This is a genomic window from Winogradskyella tangerina, assembly GCF_003260205.1.
Lineage (GTDB): Bacteria > Bacteroidota > Bacteroidia > Flavobacteriales > Flavobacteriaceae > Winogradskyella > Winogradskyella tangerina.
Genome location: NZ_QERF01000005.1, coordinates 1 through 18,293 on the forward strand (window position 1 = coordinate 1; position 18,293 = coordinate 18,293).

The 18,293-nt window shown below is 36.7% G+C and carries 20 protein-coding genes; 8 read left to right on the forward strand and 12 right to left on the reverse strand.

Features of this window, described 5'->3' with window-relative positions; genetic code table 11:
• The 7 genes from DDY94_RS08815 to DDY94_RS08845 all read left to right on the forward strand — a co-directional run.
• On the forward strand, positions 1 to 3,485 hold a 3,485-nt coding region (locus DDY94_RS08815; protein ID WP_114317101.1), incomplete at its 5' end, for a DUF7507 domain-containing protein.
• 33 nt (positions 3,486 to 3,518) lie between these two features.
• Positions 3,519 to 4,448: a PorP/SprF family type IX secretion system membrane protein gene (locus DDY94_RS08820; protein ID WP_111683746.1), complete on the forward strand. Its 930-nt coding sequence runs from the start codon at positions 3,519 to 3,521 to the stop codon at positions 4,446 to 4,448.
• Positions 4,449 to 4,458: 10 nt separating this feature from the next.
• On the forward strand, positions 4,459 to 6,438 hold the full coding sequence (locus tag DDY94_RS08825; RefSeq protein ID WP_111683747.1) for an OmpA family protein: 1,980 nt from the start codon (positions 4,459 to 4,461) through the stop codon (positions 6,436 to 6,438).
• A gap of 103 nt (positions 6,439 to 6,541) precedes the next feature.
• On the forward strand, positions 6,542 to 7,069 hold the full coding sequence (gene idi / locus DDY94_RS08830) for an isopentenyl-diphosphate Delta-isomerase (protein WP_111683748.1): 528 nt from the start codon (positions 6,542 to 6,544) through the stop codon (positions 7,067 to 7,069).
• Positions 7,066 to 7,476, forward strand: a complete 411-nt coding sequence (locus DDY94_RS08835; RefSeq protein ID WP_111683749.1) for a 6-pyruvoyl trahydropterin synthase family protein — start codon at positions 7,066 to 7,068, stop codon at positions 7,474 to 7,476. The genes idi and DDY94_RS08835 overlap by 4 nt, the downstream gene beginning before the upstream one ends.
• Positions 7,477 to 7,479: 3 nt before the next feature.
• Positions 7,480 to 8,451 (forward strand): type I phosphomannose isomerase catalytic subunit, encoded by a 972-nt coding sequence (locus DDY94_RS08840; protein WP_111683750.1) that lies wholly within the window; start codon positions 7,480 to 7,482, stop codon positions 8,449 to 8,451.
• 69 nt (positions 8,452 to 8,520) lie between these two features.
• Positions 8,521 to 8,787, forward strand: a complete 267-nt coding sequence (locus tag DDY94_RS08845; RefSeq protein WP_111683751.1) for a hypothetical protein — start codon at positions 8,521 to 8,523, stop codon at positions 8,785 to 8,787.
• A gap of 64 nt (positions 8,788 to 8,851) precedes the next feature.
• Here DDY94_RS08845 and DDY94_RS08850 read toward each other — a convergent pair whose 3' ends face one another.
• From DDY94_RS08850 to DDY94_RS08890, 9 genes are all read right to left on the reverse strand, one after another.
• The gene (locus DDY94_RS08850; protein WP_157957280.1) at positions 8,852 to 9,562 is read right to left on the reverse strand and encodes a DUF4369 domain-containing protein; all 711 of its coding nucleotides are present in this window, start codon (positions 9,560 to 9,562) and stop codon (positions 8,852 to 8,854) included.
• 85 nt (positions 9,563 to 9,647) lie between these two features.
• Positions 9,648 to 10,907, reverse strand: a complete 1,260-nt coding sequence (locus DDY94_RS08855) for a DUF819 family protein (RefSeq protein WP_111684011.1) — start codon at positions 10,905 to 10,907, stop codon at positions 9,648 to 9,650.
• Positions 10,908 to 11,460: 553 nt separating this feature from the next.
• On the reverse strand, positions 11,461 to 11,640 hold the full coding sequence (locus DDY94_RS08860) for an Arc family DNA binding domain-containing protein (protein ID WP_111683753.1): 180 nt from the start codon (positions 11,638 to 11,640) through the stop codon (positions 11,461 to 11,463).
• Entirely contained in the window at positions 11,633 to 12,148 is a 516-nt protein-coding gene (locus DDY94_RS16225; protein ID WP_198658936.1) for a hypothetical protein, read from the reverse strand. The genes DDY94_RS08860 and DDY94_RS16225 overlap by 8 nt, the downstream gene beginning before the upstream one ends.
• The gene (locus tag DDY94_RS08870; RefSeq protein WP_111683754.1) at positions 12,148 to 12,306 is read right to left on the reverse strand and encodes a DUF4177 domain-containing protein; all 159 of its coding nucleotides are present in this window, start codon (positions 12,304 to 12,306) and stop codon (positions 12,148 to 12,150) included. The genes DDY94_RS16225 and DDY94_RS08870 overlap by 1 nt, the downstream gene beginning before the upstream one ends.
• A 1-nt stretch (position 12,307) precedes the next feature.
• Positions 12,308 to 12,490, reverse strand: a complete 183-nt coding sequence (locus DDY94_RS08875; protein ID WP_111683755.1) for a hypothetical protein — start codon at positions 12,488 to 12,490, stop codon at positions 12,308 to 12,310.
• Between the two features lie 2 nt (positions 12,491 to 12,492).
• Complete coding sequence (locus DDY94_RS08880) at positions 12,493 to 13,353, reverse strand: SPFH domain-containing protein (protein WP_111683756.1); 861 nt, start codon at positions 13,351 to 13,353, stop codon at positions 12,493 to 12,495.
• 296 nt (positions 13,354 to 13,649) lie between these two features.
• Positions 13,650 to 14,576 carry an alpha/beta hydrolase family protein gene (locus DDY94_RS08885; RefSeq protein ID WP_111683757.1) on the reverse strand — a complete coding sequence of 309 codons (927 nt, stop codon included), beginning with the start codon at positions 14,574 to 14,576 and terminating at the stop codon, positions 13,650 to 13,652.
• A gap of 377 nt (positions 14,577 to 14,953) precedes the next feature.
• Positions 14,954 to 15,559, reverse strand: a complete 606-nt coding sequence (locus DDY94_RS08890; protein ID WP_111683758.1) for an alpha-ketoglutarate-dependent dioxygenase AlkB family protein — start codon at positions 15,557 to 15,559, stop codon at positions 14,954 to 14,956.
• 32 nt (positions 15,560 to 15,591) lie between these two features.
• On the opposite strand from DDY94_RS08890, the gene DDY94_RS08895 reads away from it, so the two are divergent.
• Positions 15,592 to 16,272 (forward strand): M15 family metallopeptidase, encoded by a 681-nt coding sequence (locus DDY94_RS08895; RefSeq protein WP_111683759.1) that lies wholly within the window; start codon positions 15,592 to 15,594, stop codon positions 16,270 to 16,272.
• Here the strand turns inward: DDY94_RS08895 and DDY94_RS08900 are convergent, their stop codons facing one another.
• From DDY94_RS08900 to DDY94_RS08910, 3 genes are all read right to left on the reverse strand, one after another.
• Entirely contained in the window at positions 16,273 to 16,815 is a 543-nt protein-coding gene (locus DDY94_RS08900; protein ID WP_111683760.1) for a hypothetical protein, read from the reverse strand.
• On the reverse strand, positions 16,812 to 17,786 hold the full coding sequence (locus DDY94_RS08905) for a peptidase associated/transthyretin-like domain-containing protein (protein WP_111683761.1): 975 nt from the start codon (positions 17,784 to 17,786) through the stop codon (positions 16,812 to 16,814). Before DDY94_RS08905 ends, DDY94_RS08900 begins: the two co-directional genes overlap by 4 nt.
• A gap of 98 nt (positions 17,787 to 17,884) precedes the next feature.
• Positions 17,885 to 18,229 carry a DUF6249 domain-containing protein gene (locus DDY94_RS08910; protein WP_111683762.1) on the reverse strand — a complete coding sequence of 115 codons (345 nt, stop codon included), beginning with the start codon at positions 18,227 to 18,229 and terminating at the stop codon, positions 17,885 to 17,887.
• Positions 18,230 to 18,293 lie beyond the last annotated feature (64 nt).

The following is an 18,293-nucleotide window of genomic DNA, read 5'->3' on the forward strand; positions in this document are numbered from 1 at the left end:
GTCCTGCAGGTGCAAGTGTAGGCGATGAGATCACCTATACCTTCAGTGTAGAGAACACGGGAGATGTTACGATCAGTAACATTGCCATAGATGATGCCTTAACGGGTAGTACGAACTTAGCGATCAGCCCATCGACCTTAGCCCCAGGTGCTATAGGTACGGTAACGGCAACCTATACGATCACTCAGGCAGATGTCGATGCAGGTAATGTTACCAACAGTGCGACAGCTATAGGTGATAGCCCATTAGGTGGTCCGGATGATGTAACGGATACGAGTGATGATGGTGATGACACGGATGGAAATACTGTAGATGACCCAACGGTAGTTACGGTACCACAGAATCCATCTATAGAACTTACAAAGACCGCAGCGATCACTACAGATGTAGGTCCTGCAGGTGCAAGTGTAGGCGATGAGATCACTTATACCTTCAGTGTAGAGAACACGGGAGATGTTACGATCAGTAACATTGCCATAGATGATGCCTTAACGGGTAGTACGAACTTAGCGATCAGTCCATCGACCTTAGCCCCAGGTGCTATAGGTACGGTTACGGCGACTTATACGATCACTCAGGCAGATGTCGATGCAGGTAATGTTACCAACAGTGCGACAGCTATAGGTGATAGCCCATTAGGTGGCCCACGAGATGTTATTGATACGAGTGATGATGGTGATGACACGGATGGAAATACTGTAGATGACCCAACGGTAGTTACGATACCACAGAACCCATCTATAGAACTTACCAAGACCGCAGCGATCACTACAGATGTAGGTCCTGCAGGTGCAAGTGTAGGCGATGAGATCACTTATACCTTCAGTGTAGAGAACACGGGAGATGTTACGATCAGTAACATTGTCATAGATGATGCCTTAACGGGTAGTACGAACTTAGCGATCAGTCCATCGACCTTAGCCCCAGGTGCTATAGGTACGGTAACGGCGACTTATACGATCACTCAGGCCGATGTCGATGCAGGTAATGTTACCAACAGTGCGACAGCTACAGGTGATAGCCCATTAGGTGGTCCGGATGATGTAACGGATACGAGTGATGATGGTGATGACACGGATGGTAATACTGTAGATGACCCAACAGTAATTGATATACCGCAAGATCCAAGACTGACTATTGAAAAGACTAGTAGTTTAGACCTAGGTGCTGACGGTATAGCAACAGTAGGTGATATTATTACCTATACTTATACAATAACTAATTCTGGAAATGTTACAGTATTTGATGTTAGTGTAACAGAAGATGCTGCTGACTTTACAGGAACTGGTACATTACCAACACCAACTTATGTAAGTGGTGGTAGTGATGAAGATGGAGATGCAGACTTAGAAGATATGATTGTAGGATCAGGTACTATTGTGTATACCGCAACTTATGCAATTACACAAGCAGATATTGATGCTGGGTTTGTAACAAATCAAGCTGAAACAAATGGTGCAGGACCACTTGGTGATCCGGTATCTGATGATAGTGATGATCCTTCAGATCCAACTAGTGATGATGATCCAACAGTGACGACAATTCCTCAGGTACCAAGTATTGCAATAGAGAAAACGAGTAGTTTAGATTTAGGTGCTGATGGAATAGCAACAGTGGGAGACATAATTACATATACATACACGGTAACCAATACTGGGAATACTACCGTATTTGATGTAGATGTGGAAGATGCCACAGACTTCACTGGAACAGGTACATTGCCAACACCAACATATGTAAGTGGTGGTAGTGATGAAGATGGTGAAGCAGATCTAGAAGATATGATTGTAGGATCAGGTACTATTGTGTATACAGCAACCTATGCTATTACGCAAGCGGATATTGATGCTGGAGTAGTAACAAATCAAGCTATTGCAAATGCTTCTGACCCATTAGGTGGTTCAATTACAGATGATAGTGATGATCCAACTGATCCAACAAGTAATGATGATCCAACAGATACAGTAATTCCTCAATTACCTGGAATTGCCATTGAAAAGACAAGTAGTCTTGATGTTGGGGCGGATGGTGTTGCAAACGTAGGAGATATTATTACATATACCTATACAGTAAGTAACACGGGTAATGTCACAATTTTTGATGTTAGCGTTACTGAAGATGCAGCAGACTTTACAGGAACTGGAGCCTTACCAACACCAACTTATTTAAGTGGTGGTAGTGATGAAGACGGTGAAGCAGATCTAGAAGATCTCATCGTAGGTTCAGGAACTATTGTGTATCAAGCTACGTATGCGCTTACTCAAGCGGATATTGATACAGGAATTGTTACAAACCAAGCATCTGTTGATGGTACAGCACCACTTGGTGATCCGGTTAATGATGATAGTGATGATCCAACGGATCCTACAAGTGATGATGATCCAACAGATACAGAGATTATTCAAGTGCCAATGATAAGTCTTATTAAGACAACATTACCACTAGCTGACACGAATGGCGATGGTATTGAAGGCAGCTTAGGTGATATTATTTCATACGTATTTGTTGTAGAAAATACAGGTAATGTCACATTAACGAATATTGATGTTGAAGACTTACTACCTGGCTTGAACTTGGTAGGTGGTCCTATAGCTCAATTACTCCCAGGAGAGATTGATAGTACCACGTTCACAGCAACATATGAAATTACACAGATCGATCTCGATATTGGATTTGTAACAAATTCAGCAAGTGTTAGAGCTGAAGGACCAGGTGGTGATCTTGGTGACCCATCGGATGATGTTGAAGATGTCAGTGATGACCCTAACGACACCAATGACGACGACCCTAATGGTGACGGTGATCCTGACGATCCGACTGTAACTCCAGTGAATTCGATCTTTGATCTTGAAGTAACTAAAGAAGTAGATGAAACGCGACCAGTAGTTGGTGATGAAGTAACATTTACAATTGAAGTTGCCAATATCGGAAACGTAACAGCGACCAATGTTGTGATCAGTGAAGTTATACCAGATGGATATATTTTCATCTCTGCGATCACAACCGCTGGAACTTATTCAGAATTTGATGGCGAATGGGTTGTGGGTCAGTTAGATCCAGATCAGGTAGAAATTCTTCAGATTACTGTAGAAGTTCTCGGGATTGGAGACTATATAAACACGGCCTTCGTAGCAAATGCAGATGGCGGTGACGACGTGAACTCTTCAGATGACGAAAGTAGTGCCTCAGTAGATCCTATTTGTTTAACGATCTACAATGAATTCTCACCTAATGGTGATGGTGTAAATGAGACCTTCGTTATTGATTGTTTAGAACGATTCCCTAATAATAAACTTGAAGTTTATAACAGATGGGGTAATATCGTGTACTCGAAAAATGGTTATCTCAATGATTGGGACGGCAAGTCTAATGGAAGAGCTGTCATTAATTCATCAGGAGATTTACCTGTAGGAACTTATTATTATGTTCTGGACCTAGGTGATGGCTCGGAACCAAGAGTTGGATGGTTATACATTAATAGATAAAACTAATTAACACTAATTATAAACTAGATTAAAATGATACATAAATCATCAAAAATAAAAGGATTAATAGTTTTAGTATTTATAATGCTAATTAGTGCTAGTAGTTTTGCACAGCAAGATCCACAGTATACCCACTATATGTATAATACATTAAGTGTAAATCCGGCTTATGCAGGTCAGCGAGAAACACTAAGTGTTGTGGGATTACACAGATCACAATGGGTTGGTATTGACGGTGCGCCGCAAACACAATCTTTAAGTATTCATTCTCCGTTGCGTAATGAGCGTATTGGATTAGGATTAAATATTGTAAGTGATGCTTTAGGACCAGCAAGAGAAACCTTTGTAGATGCGAATTTTTCTTATACCATTCCTTTAAATGCCAATGATCTTAAATTATCATTTGGTGCGAAAGGAGGATTCCATATGTTAGATACTGATTGGAGTAAAGGACGTTTTCAAGATCCTGATGTCGTCTTTAATAACAATCTAAATTTAATTTCACCAATGGTCGGTGCCGGATTGTATATGCATACCAGAAAATGGTATCTAGGAGTTGCTGTTCCGAATTTCCTTGAGACGGAACACTATGATGACTTCCAAGAATCTGTGGCCACTGAGCGTATGCATTTCTATGTAATTGGTGGGTATGTATTTAACCTCAGTGAGACCTTAGAAATGAAACCAGCCTTTTTAGTGAAGGGCGTTTCAGGTGCACCAATTATTGCAGATGTGTCCGCTAACTTCTGGTACAAGAAGAATTTAACGGCTGGTGTTGCATGGCGTTGGGATGACTCAGTAAGTGCATTGGTTGGTTTTCAAATTACACCTGGCATGTTTGTTGGGTATGGCTATGATTTAAACACAACAGGTTTAAATAACTATAACAGCGGAACTCACGAAATAACTTTAAGATTCGAAGTGAAGCGATTAGGTAGAATTTTATCACCACGTTTCTTCTAATAAAATAACTATGAGAACAGTTTCAAGATATATCAGTGTTGTATTTGCAGGAGTCTTTGCACTTTCTGCATATGCGCAAAACGGAAAAATTAAAAGCGTAGAAAACGACTATGAAGATTTTGCTTATGTAAAAACAAGCGAAGTTCTTCTTGAAGTTGCCAATAAAGGCTACAGGTCGGTTGAACTATTCCAGAAATTAGCTAACTCATATTATTTTCTGAATGATATGGAGAACGCCGTAAAGTGGTATGGTGAGTTAATGTCCATGAATGAAGTTATCGATCCTGAGTATTATTTCAGGTATGCTTTAGCCCTTAAAGGCGTAGAGAATTATGAAGAGTCTGATAAGTGGATGAAAAAGTTCAATGAACTTAAACCAGATGATCGTAGGGGTAGAGCCTTTCTTTCAAAAGTAGATTATAAATCGAATATTGAAGAATTAAGTTACCTGGATGTGGAACCAGAAAATCTTGATATCAATACTGAATATTCAGATTTCGGAACTACAGAATACGAAAACGGAATTGTGTTTGCCTCAGCAAGAGGTGGCGGTCGCAAATATCGTTGGAATGAAGAGCCTTATTTAGATTTATACAGTGCTGAAAAAACTGAGAACGGATTTGGAGAAGCGACAGAACTTCAAGGTAAAGTCAACACAAAATACCACGAATCTAGTGCTGTTTTTTCACCGAATGGACGTTACATGTTCTTTACAAGAAATAATTTCTTCAGACTTAAATATAAGGAGGATGAAACAGGTGTGAACAGACTTCAGTTGTATAGAGCAACCTTGAGTGAAGACGGTTCATGGGATGAAATCCACAAAGTACATTTCAATAGCGAAGACTATTCTGTTGCACATCCTACGTTAAACTTAACAGGATCGCGATTATACTTTGCTTCAGATATGCCAGGAACCTTTGGTCAGTCTGATATATTTGTTGTAGATGTAAATGACGACGGAACTCTTGGTCAGCCAGAAAATCTTGGACCTTCCATTAATACTGAAGGACAAGAATCATTTCCGTTCATTGATACTAGCGGTAATTTATTCTTCTCATCAACTGGTTTCCCTGGTTTAGGTGGATTTGATGTTTATAAATCTGAAGAGTTAGATCAGAAAGTAGCTTCAGGTTCAAATAGAAATTTTCCGATAGAAAATATTGGAATGCCAGTAAATAGTTCTGCTGATGATTTTGGCTACTATGAGAATTTAGTAACCAAGCGTGTTTATTTCAGTTCTAATCGCGAAGGTGGAAAAGGAAGTGATGACATTTATACTTTCGTAATACCAGAATGTGAACAGCTTGTATCTGGTACAGTAATCGATAAAAATACAGATGCATTGATTGTTAATGCCACTGTGATTCTTTTTGATGGTGAAGGAAATCTAATAAGACGTTCAAATGCGGATGCTAACGGCGCTTTTAAGTTTGATCTCGATTGTGAAAAAGAATACATTGTAAGAGGTGAAATGGAAACTTATGCCTCAGACGAAGTACGATTTACTACACCGAAGAAAAAACAAGATCTTCAAGTTCAATTACTTCTAGATAAAGATGTTCAAGAGATCGGACCATGTGATGACCTAGCAAAAGTACTCGATATACCTATCATTTATTTCGATTTTGATAAGTCGAATATTAGATACGACGCAGAGATCGAACTGCAAAAAGTATTAGCAGTATTGAATAAATATCCAACGATGACAATAGATATTCGTTCGCATACAGATTGTAGAGGACTTGCAGATTACAATGAACGTCTATCTGAACGAAGAGCACAATCTACGCGTCAGTACCTAATTGATAATGGTATTGATGCCGGACGCCTAACTGCAAAAGGTTATGGTGAATCACAATTGGTTAACGATTGCGGTTGTGAACCAACAAATGAATCGAGTTGTTCAGATGAAGAACATCAGCTTAATCGTCGAAGCGAATTTATCATTACAAGCATTAAAGGTGAGTCTTGCGACGATAAAGAATAGACCAATATCTCTATAAAATAAGTCAATAGCCGTTAATATTTTAGCGGCTATTTTTTATGAATTCCTTTACTTTTTTTAACATATTAGGTGTTAATTTTGCTTTATGAATGAAGAACAAGTCATCCTTGTGGATGAAAACGACAACCAAATTGGTTTAATGCCAAAAATGGAAGCCCACGAAAAAGCAGTTTTACATCGTGCATTTTCTGTATTTATTTTCAATGACAAAAACGAATTGATGCTTCAGCAGCGCGCTATGCACAAGTATCATTCACCAGGGCTATGGACCAATACATGTTGCAGTCACCAGCGCAATGGTGAAACCAATATTGAAGCCGGTAAGAGACGTTTACAGGAAGAAATGGGATTTGTGACCGACTTGCAAGAATCAACATCATTTATATATAAAGCCCCTTTTGATAACGGACTCACTGAACATGAATACGATCATGTCATGATTGGATATTATAATGATTCACCTATAATTAATCCAGATGAAGTTGCCGATTGGAAATGGATGCCGCTCGAAGCAGTTAAGGAGGATATGATAGTTCACCCTGAAAACTACACGGCTTGGTTTAAAATTATTTTTGAAAAGTTTTACGAATTCATAAATGTGAATAACTCATGAAAGTAACTGTACACAGAAAAGCGCATTTTAATGCTGCGCACCGACTATACCGAAAGGACTGGAGTTTTGAAAAGAATGAAGAGGTCTTTGGTTTGTGTAACAATCCACGTTATCATGGGCACAATTACGAATTAATTGCAAGTGTAACTGGCGAGATTGATCCTGAAACAGGTTATGTTATCGATGTGAAAATTTTGAAAGACATTATTAAATCTGAGGTTGAAAATGCCTTTGATCATAAAAACCTGAATGAAGAAGTGCCTGAATTTTTTGATTTAAATCCTACAGCAGAGAATATTGCCGTTGTGATTTACAATAAGATAAAGGCGAAACTCGATCCAAAATTTCATTTAGAAATCACACTTTACGAAACTCCTCGTAACTTTGTAACCTACTCAGGTGAATAACATATGAAACATACTTTACATCCACTTAAATTTCAGCCCATTTTAAAACACAGAATTTGGGGAGGTGAAAAATTAAAATCGCAATTTAATAAACAGTCAGACGAGGCGCAACTTGGTGAAAGTTGGGAGGTAAGTACAGTGCCAGGCGATATTTCTGTAGTTACTAATGGTGCCCTCAAAGGAAGTAATTTACAAGATCTTTTAGAACAGTATACATCTGACTTTATAGGTGAAAAGAATTATAAACGATTTGGAAAGGAATTTCCATTACTTATTAAATTTATTGATGCCAAGCAAGATCTCAGTATTCAGCTTCATCCTGATGATGAGTTGGCTAAAAAACGACATAACTCATTCGGTAAGACCGAAATGTGGTATGTAATGCAAGCCGATGAGGATGCGAAACTTATCGTAGGATTCAACCAGAAAATGGATAAGGAGACTTACCTTAAACACCTAGAAGAAAAAACACTAACGGAGATTTTAAATTTTGATAAGGTGAAGGAAGGTGATACCTATTTTATCGAAGCTGGTCGTGTACATGCTATAGGCGCCGGAGTATTACTTGCCGAAATCCAGCAGACAAGTGACGTTACTTATCGTGTTTACGATTGGGACCGAAAAGATGCCAATGGCAATGAACGCGAATTGCACAATGATATCGCAATCGATGCTTTTAATTTTGAAATGGAAGATAATTTTAGAGTTGAATATAAAACCGATAAGAATACTTCCAACGATATGGTCAGCTGTCCTTTCTTTACAACTAATTATATGGAATTAGACGCCGAAATTAAAAAGGAAAATACAGAGGATTCGTTCTTGATATATATGTGCGTTGATGGTGATGTGGAAGTGATCACGGATCAAACTTCAGATTTTATTTCTAAGGGTGAAACTATTTTAATTCCTGCTGCGGTTAAAGAATTTAGTCTAAAAACAAAAAGTGCTAAACTTCTTGAAGTTTATGTTTAAAACTTCGCGTTAGCATAGAATAAATCGCGATTAGATTTACTACATTTGTACCAATAAATTTTACGAATTATGGCGAATAAGAGAGATTTAAAAAAAGAAATTAACTACGTTCTTGGAGAAATAATGGGATATGTTGAAGATTGGGAGAAATCAAATTCCAATGAATCAACAAAAGAAAGCAATGCCATTCTTGATGATACTTATGACACTTTTTTGGAATTTATAGGACGTGTTAATGACAGAAGCGTTGAAGACAAAAAGGCCCATTTCAAAGCTATAAGAAATGATCTAGAAGAAAAAGGAAGAGCACTTATAGAGCGCATTAACAAATTATAAGTTAATTAATAACTATAAAAAAAAGCCAATCTAAACGATTGGCTTTTTTTATATGATATTGTGCTTAATTAGAGGTAGTCCTGCTGTCGATAAAGTCACCTAATTTCTTCCCGTAGAATGAGTTCTTAATATCATCATTCAACCCGTTGTATACCGAATCTATATAAACCGGATTGGCCGAAGGAATTTCATATAAAGCTAAATAAGGTGCAATTATATTGTCTTTATTATTTAAAGCAAACTGAATGGTATAAGAGTATTTGCGTTTTAATAAGGTTTCAGAAACTCTATTTAGTGAATCTAAAACCAAGCTGTCACCATTTTTTTGTGCATTAAGGCTAGCTTCAATTAGGTCTAAATTCTGATCATTGAATTTAGCCATTACCTTGGTGTACTCATTAAGTAAGTCTTGTTGTTTAGAACCTTTTACCACAGCATCGTAATTAAAATTCTTTAATGAGGTATTAATTTCTGTGATCCCTTTATCTGCAAAGAATGGAATATAATGCTCATCATCATCATTCTTAAATAGTTTTAAATAGAGTAAGATAGGCTCATCAATAGTTGTTTGTAAAGTGAATTCAGATTGACCATTAATGACCAAGGAATCGAGGTCGATAATGGTAGAATCTCCATCTTTTTGAAGGTAAACCACACCCTTTTTAAGTCCTTTGATTTTAGCATTTAGCGTGAAATTAGCTTCTTTTTCTTTTTCACAAGACAAGCTAATCATTAGTAACATTATGAAACCTAGTACCGTATATTTTTTTAACATAGAGTGTTGAATTAATTGCACCATTATTGGAATTCAATTCAGTTGAATTTTGTTGGGCAAATATCTTATTTTGAATTTAAAAATGCTAACCTCCAGCTGCTAATTGCATCAAAATTGTACAGCCAATTGCGGCAATGGTTCCTACAGCATATCCAAAGACTGCTAATAACACACCTACTGTTGCTAATGAAGGATGAAAAGCTGAAGCCACAATTGGCGCTGAGGCGGCTCCACCAACATTAGCCTGACTCCCAACTGCTAGGAAGAAGTAAGGTGCTTTTATTAATTTAGCTACAAGGATGAGTAGGCCGGCATGAATGGCCATCCAAACAATACCTATGGCAATGAGACCAAGGTTATCAAAAATAAGTGTGAGATCCATCTTCATACCTATGGTAGCCACAAGAATATAGATAAATACACTTCCAATTTTACTGGCTCCTGCACCTTCATAATTTCTGGCTTTGGTGTAGGACAACAGTATAGCAATAATGGTTGCAATACTAATCATCCAAAAGAACGATGACCCCAAGAAGGTGAAAATATTTCGTGTTGTTTCAGATTGAATATTATTCACGGTTCCTTCAAAATAAGGTGCTAAAAATCCAGCACATAAATGTGCAATACTCACCGTTCCGAAGGCAATGGCAACAATGATCATGAGATCAGTTAGTGAAGGGTTTCGTTTTACTTTTTCAGAAAAAGAAGTCACCTTTTCTTTAAGGTCTTCAATTGAAGACGTATCTGCTTTTAGCCATTTATTTATACGTTTGCGTTTACCAATACCCAACAAAATAATGGCCATCCAGATATTGGCAACAACAATATCAACGAATACCATACCACCATATAACTTTTGGTTGTAGCCATAAATTTCTAACATCGCTGTCTGATTAGCTCCACCGCCAATCCAGCTTCCTGCCAAAGTGGCTAAGCCTCTCCAAACGGCATCAGCACCAGCACCACCAACAGTTTCTGGTGAAACCATTGCAATTAATAGAATCGCCAATGGACCACCAATAATTATACCGATAGTACCCGTAAAAAACATTACTAAAGCCTTCCAGCCTAAATTAAAGACGGCTTTGAGGTCTATGCTGAGCGTCATAAGTACCAGTGCTGCTGGTAATAAATAACGACTCGCCATATAATACAAGTTTGTGCTATGGTCCTCAATCGTCCTATCAGCTGTAATAGATTCCCATTCTGGGGCAATTAATCCAGAGGTTGTTAAAACAGCAGGTAGCATATAAGCTACAAATAGTCCGGGTACGATCTTATAGAATTTTTTCCAGAAACCACCTTCAATAGATTCGGTCATAAACACGATTCCTAAAGCGAGCATCAATAATCCAAAAACAATAGTGTCTTTAGTGAATAAAGGCGCTTTCACTATGGCTGTAGAGGGTTCATTTTCTATAAAAGACAGCGGGATTTCTTCATTTTTATTTTTGAAGGAAAGGTGATCAATGGTAATGATTTTCTGATCTACAAAGCTTTCATCGGGTTTTATGATAATATTAAATAAGGGACCAGAATCCTTAGCAAAGGTCTTTTGAGAGCTAAAGCTAATCTCGGCTTGATAGTCCGAAATATTAATGTTGTAGTCATCAATTCGTTCTGTCGGAATTATATCTTTAAATTTTACGAGTGAATCAGTAGCTGAAATTTTGATATTAAAATCTGTGAATGCAAGCTTTTGTGCAGAAACAGGGATTTCTAGAGATTTTGAACTATCGCCGTCAACATTTTCAAAAGTAACACCTTGCGCATGTCCTGAAATTGAAAAAATAAAAGCTAGTAAAAGATAAAGATAGAAGTTTGACTGTATTTTCATGAAATGACATTTGATACTGCAAAATACAAAAATTCAATACCAAAAAAAGTGACCATATAGATCACTTTTTCTCTTCATCTGTTCGTTTCTTTTTTGGTTGACGTTTATGTTCTTTAAGGTATTGCATTAACATCCATTCAATTTGTCCGTTGGTACTGCGAAATTCATCTGCAGCCCATTTTTCAATAGCTTTTAGCATATCCTCATTGATTCTTAATGCAAAGGCTTTCTTCTTAGACATCTGTATTTGTAATTAATTTTTCTTTATACGTCTCTAAAACGGCCATGGCTTCATTCTGTTTTTGAGTACCTATCAATATTTTTTTTCCGTTTTTCAATTCAAGCTGAATCCCTATATCTCCTGAGACGTTTATAGCAATACCTTTGGATTTGTTCCAAAGTGCACCACCTTTAAGTCCCCAACCACCATATTCGGTAATGGCATCATAGGTTCTCACATAAGCGCTATGAATATCGTACCATGGAATAATTCTGTATTTGCGATGGAACGGAAAGAATTTATAATGAAATCCTTTCTCATCTATTCTAGACGACAATTTGAAGATAAAAATTATGCCCGAAGCCAGGGCAATTATCCCAATAATGAGTATAAATTCTGAGGTAGAAAAACTGTCAGGTTCATTGATATATGTACCAATGATGATACCTAATGGTACCATTATGCTAACTATAACCAAGGCAATTAACCAGGTCTGTGTAAACCGCTGTTCTTCTTTAAATACTCTCATTATCTATTTTTATCGCGTTCAAAAACAATCATTGGTGAATTCTGACCAATGTGTTTAACAATCCACCCTTCACGTGCATATTGATTTAATACGTCTTCATAATTTTGGATTCTGTTTCTAAAGCCAAGTTTTGGCACAATAACTTTATATTCTTTCATGCTATTCTTCTTTCTGATTATCTTTAAAAATGACCAAGGCCAATACAACGCCTATAATTAATCCAATCATAGAGCCATAGACAGTTCCCATGGCAACGTTGCCAATTACGGCACCGATTGTGGTGCCAATGCTCGTTCCGAAGGCACTGCCTAATGCTACACTATAAATTTGACTTTTATTCATAATTAATGGCTAAGTGTTCCTGTGTTTACTACTGGTGCAGCTTCTTTATCGCCACAAAGAACGACCATAAGATTACTTACCATGGCGGCTTTACGCTCTTCATCGAGCTCAACGATCTCATTTTTATTGAGTTCTTCAATGGCCATTTCAACCATACTCACAGCGCCTTCAACAATTTTATGTCTAGCGGCAACTATGGCAGTAGCTTGCTGACGTTTTAACATTGCGTTGGCGATTTCTTGAGCATAGGCCAGGTAACCAATACGCGCTTCAAGAACTTCGATACCAGCAATAGATAAACGCTCGTCGATCTCACGTTCTAAGGCCTCACTAACTTCGTTTACACTTGAACGTAGTGTTATGTCTTCATCGTGACCTTCGTCTGCAAAATTGTCGTATGGATACATACTTGCTAGTTTACGCACTGCTGCATCGGTTTGAACTCTTACGAAATTCTCGTAGTTGTCTACATCAAAAGCGGCTTTGTAGGTATCTTGAACACGCCAAACCAGAATGGTACTGATCATAACAGGATTTCCCAGTTTATCATTCACTTTTAGGCGTTCGCTATCAAAGTTACTTGCTCTGAGTGAGATCTTCTTTTTGGTATAAAATGGGTTTACCCAGTAAAATCCATTTTTCTTAATGGTACCGACATACTTTCCGAAAAGTAAAAGTACACGCGATCCGTTTGGTTGTACCATAACAAATCCGAAGGCCAGGATTAATGCCGGAATTAAAATGAGCAGATATTCAGGCTGTTCAAAATTGATGGCATAGAATATTGGTCCAAAAAATAGAACTAAGAATACCACTAGCATTAAGTAGCCATTTGCGGGAACGATGATCTTTTCTTCTTTCATAATTTAAAATTTAACAGGTTAATCATTTAGTAAATCAATATGATATTAAAATGATATCATAAAGATATAATTTATTTCATTAGTATGCAAATGAATTATTTTGTTACAATTTTTTTAAAAAAGAAAAGAAAATAAAGTTTGGCACGCCGTTTGCTATTATAAAAGTGTAATGGTTACAGCGAGAGTTACTAGCGTAACACACTTCAAAATCGCGACATTACAATTTGGTTGGTTAGTTAGTAAAAAAGCATCTCTGAGTGAGATGCTTTTTTAATTATGGTTGAAAGATTTGTTGATTATGGATTAATAAAATCTACAATACTTTGTACTAGCTGGGTTGCTATTGGCCGTTTGATTTCATTATAGGATTTAGAATTTTCAAGATCGTCGCCTTCAATTTCGAAGAATACATGATTCATATTTTTAATAATGACGAGTTCGGCGTTTTCATTGGCATCTTTGAGTAGTTTCGCTTCGGCTTCAGAAACCTGAAGATCTTTTGTGCCGTTAACAATAAGGACCGGCATTTCCAATTCTTTTATTATTTCTGTTGGGTAATACTGCATCCAATTGATCATAAATTCTTGAATATCGGCATTAAAAACCGAAGCCAGTGCTTGGGGATAATCGGTTGTTCTTTCACCTTTTTTTAGTTGATCAACTACTTTTTTGGCAGCTTCACCTAGTTGTGGCGCCATATTAGTAACTTGCTCTACAATGACATCTCCAATATTTTGACCCGCACCAGCGATAGAAATGAATCCATCTACATCTTCGTTGGCATTAAGCATACCGACGAGACTGCCCTGACTGTGACCAATAATATAAATTTCTTCGAATGACCCACTAGTCTTAAAGTAAGTGATCACATCTTTAGCATCACTTACGAAATCATCGAACATTATATTAGGATCTACGTTCCCTTGCCGTATTTGCTTCACCACGCGTTTATCGTATCTAAAAGTCGCAATCCCATTTTTAGTAAGACCTACCGCCAGTTTCTTAAGTGCATCGTTTTTTAGGAAGTTCTGGTTACCGTTTCGATCTGTGGGACCAGAACCTGCAATAATTATGGCCAACTTGGTTTTAGTGGTTTCCTTTGGCTTTAGTAAGGTTCCATCTATAAATTTTGAAACTGATAATTCTTCATCAGTATAGGTTTGTTCCTGACTGAAACTGAGCGCCGAAATGAATAGGATAATAATTAAACTAAATGGCTTCATGATACAATGAATTTTATAGCACATAAAGGTATGCGATTAAATTTCTATTTTAATGAATAAACAACTTTTATGAGGTATTATTATGCTCAATTCTTCGGAAATCTTCAAAATCGACAAATGCATTTTATCGACGAAATGCACTATTTCATCCTAAAATGTTAAAATTAAATGCATTTCATCGATTAATGATGTTTTTAGGCGATGAAATTGAAACCTAATCATATATTTGAAGTGTACTAAAATTTAGTTTTTAGTTCAATGGATTAATTAATTAATATTTGCATTATGTTATGTTGACTTAGAGACCCTAAATCTACTTACATAATAAAAAAAGCAAATTAGAAAAACTGGGTTTGAGGGAACCCAGTTTTTTGTTTTTATACCTGTTTTACGTTCCGAAATGTTAGGTTTATTCTCGGTTTGATTTCCTTTTTTGTTTTTGCAATTTGATGAAGCCAGAAGTGTTGCATTTCACCTTTCATAACTAATAGACTTCCATGTTCTAAATTAAGTTTATAACGCTCATTCTTTAGTGTTCTATGCTTGAAGTGAAACGGTCGTGCTTCACCAAAACTCACTGAAGCTATTATAGGGTTTTTACCAAGTTCTTTTTCATTATCAGCGTGCCAACCGTTGCTATCGTTACCATCGCGATACAAATTGATCAATAAGGTATTGAAATGTACTTGTGAAAGGGTCTCTACTTTCGATTTAATTTCTTGAAGTGTGCTTGTAAATGGTTTGGGGTGCATCACAATGTTTGAGTAACCATAGGGTTGGTCTGAGTCGCCAAAAAGTGCTGTAAGTCTTGGTTGTTTATAGGTTTTGCCAAATACTGTAATGTCATCGTGGCGCCAATTTGTTTCATTGTTTATGCGATGATAAAAGTCATCAGCTTCACTTTGGTTGAACGCTTTCGGAATATAGATCAACTCGGCATTAGGTAAGATTAGATGTTGTTTCTCGTTCGAAAACAAGTCCATAGCATAATTTTTGTCTAAATTAGTACATCAGTATGACATATAAAAAACTCCTATACACGTTAATTTTTGCAGGAATCCTTTTTGGTTTTGAGCAAAATCAGGAATTACCTGAAGGATTTGTTTATGTAAAATCTGTAATTCCAGATATGGATGTAGAATTACGCTACTATAGCACCAACAATTTCGTTGGAGATACTATAGATGGTTACAATTCTAATACGCTGATCCTTACCAAAGCGGCAACCGAGAAATTAAAATTAGTACAAGAGGAGTTACAAGAACAGAATCTGTGTTTAAAGGTGTTCGATGGCTATCGTCCACAACGGGCTGTTAATCATTTTATCCGTTGGGCTCGAGATCTCAATGATACGATCTATAAATCTCGATTCTATCCTGATGTTGAAAAACGTTACTTATTTAAAGAGGAATATATTGCTTCAAGATCTGGTCATAGTAGAGGAAGTACTGTAGATATCACCATTATTGATGGTAATACTGGTGAGCAATTGGATATGGGAAGTCCATTCGATTTTTTTGGGGTACAATCATGGGTTGATCATGATGCTATTACAGATGAGCAAAAAAAGAATCGTCAGCTACTTCAACGGGTGATGTTGAAACATAATTTCAGAAATTATCCTAAGGAGTGGTGGCATTTCACTTTACGATGGGAGCCCTTTCCTGATACCTATTTCGATTTTGAGGTGGAGTAATTACTTCTTAATGATGAGATCAATATCGACTTCATCATAACCAAGTGGTCCTCGGGTAAAAGTAATATTAATGGTATATGAAATGCCATATAATTCTAAAACTTTGTCAACTTTTTCTTTATCAATTTTAGCACTACGAATTTCATTTCTATATCGATTTAATAACCGTATTGCTGCAGGAAATACAAATAATAAGCTACCTAAGAAACATGCGGTAAGACCGTAGCTAACATACCTATAACGCCAGTATTCTGATGCCTTTAGTCCAGACACAAATTTTGACATGTAGTAACTACAGATTAAGAGTAAAATACCTAGAATAAATAAGAGAATAGAGTTGGTGTAAACCCGCCATTTTTGTCTCTTAATATCTTCATAATCAATATTTACGTCCTCAATTTTAGTGGCTAATTTATTGTCAAAGTTGGCCTTAATACAAGTTTTATAGAATTCAGGTTTGCGATTGGTAAGACCACAATAAAAACCAATTTTAAGATCAGTGCTTTGATGTTCACATAAATTACAGTGGTCGATATGCTTCATTCATCCTTAAATGTTTTAAAACCTATGCCTATTCCATAATTATAGAGCTCCTGATCTAATAGGCTCGATCTAAATCCATTGCCTTTATCAAACTTCACCCAATTATTTCCGTTTATGAATATGCGTTTAATAAAGGTGTTTTTAGACTGAATGTCTCCAGTGAATGGCAATAGAGGTCTGAAGTTGGTAGGTATTTTAACTGTACCGTTTTTGGTCTTTATTTCCTTGTATTTTTTATTTGGCAGAAGTTTACCCGTTTTATCTGTATATCCCATGACCTGAAGCGATACAAAGAACCCATCCTTTGGTAAATAGATGTCAAAATCATCAACATTTAAAGTGAAGGCATCCCCATTTTTTTCAGTGGCTCTAAATACGATGGTTTCGTAGGTTAATGATTTTCCTGGTAAGCCGTTATCATTAGCATAAAACTGCACCTTAAATAGGGTAGAAAATGCTTTCTTATCGCTATTAGAACGCTTTCTTTTTTTCCAATCCTTAGATTCTAAGGCAATTGGGAAAGTCACTGAGGTTAATTTCTGGTCTTTCGTAGTTGATTTAGGAAAGTAAACTGCAATTTCAGATTCAATCGTAGGCAGCCAACAATGGTAATAGTCATCATCTAAATAAGGCTTCAGGGTTTCTTCTTTGAATTTTCTATTAAGTTTTGTACGCACAGTAACCTGATCGAGTTCATCCGCTTGTGGTAGCATTAATAGTTGTTTTGGAAGATTTTCCGTTGCTATATTAAGTGTTTTAAAGCCTAGTGCAGAAATGTATAGCGAATCGACATCTGGGTATAACTTTTTTGTAAAAACGAAAGTACCCTCATCATCAGCAAAAATACCTTGGCCATTACCAAAAGAAATGGTTGCATAGCTTACGGGATACTTCGAAATACTGTCTAATACTGTGATTTGAGCTAATGCTGATTGGCTAAAAACCAGTATAAAAAATAAGATTTTGGGCATAGTTCTTCTTTAGCTTAAAGATACATCATTTGGTCGCATAAAAAAACGCCTCATTTTCATGAAGCGTTTTTCTATTGATTGATTAGGTTTATTTATAACTACTCGTCTAGTGCTTTTTTAGTTTGTGTATAGCCTACATAGAGCCCCGCACCTGCTAGTAAAAAGATCATTGAAGGATACACTGCTTCATCATCAAGACCTGTGTAGGTATCTAGTATGTTGCCAATAAATACGCCAAGACCTATACCCATAAGTAGAAAGGCTAAATTTATTACCACGACTTTCCAAGACGATCCTCTACGCTTACCAATATTAAATATACTGGCGTCAGCGCCTTTTTCTATTAATGCTAAACGCTCTTTGTTTCTTGTCGAGAAGTAAAGGTAAACGATTCCGAAAACCACAGCAAACATGCTAATTGGTATTAAAATATCTTCATCCATAATATTTGTTTTTTTAATTGATTATTTTTATTCGTTCACAGCTTATGACGACGTGTTTTTTATT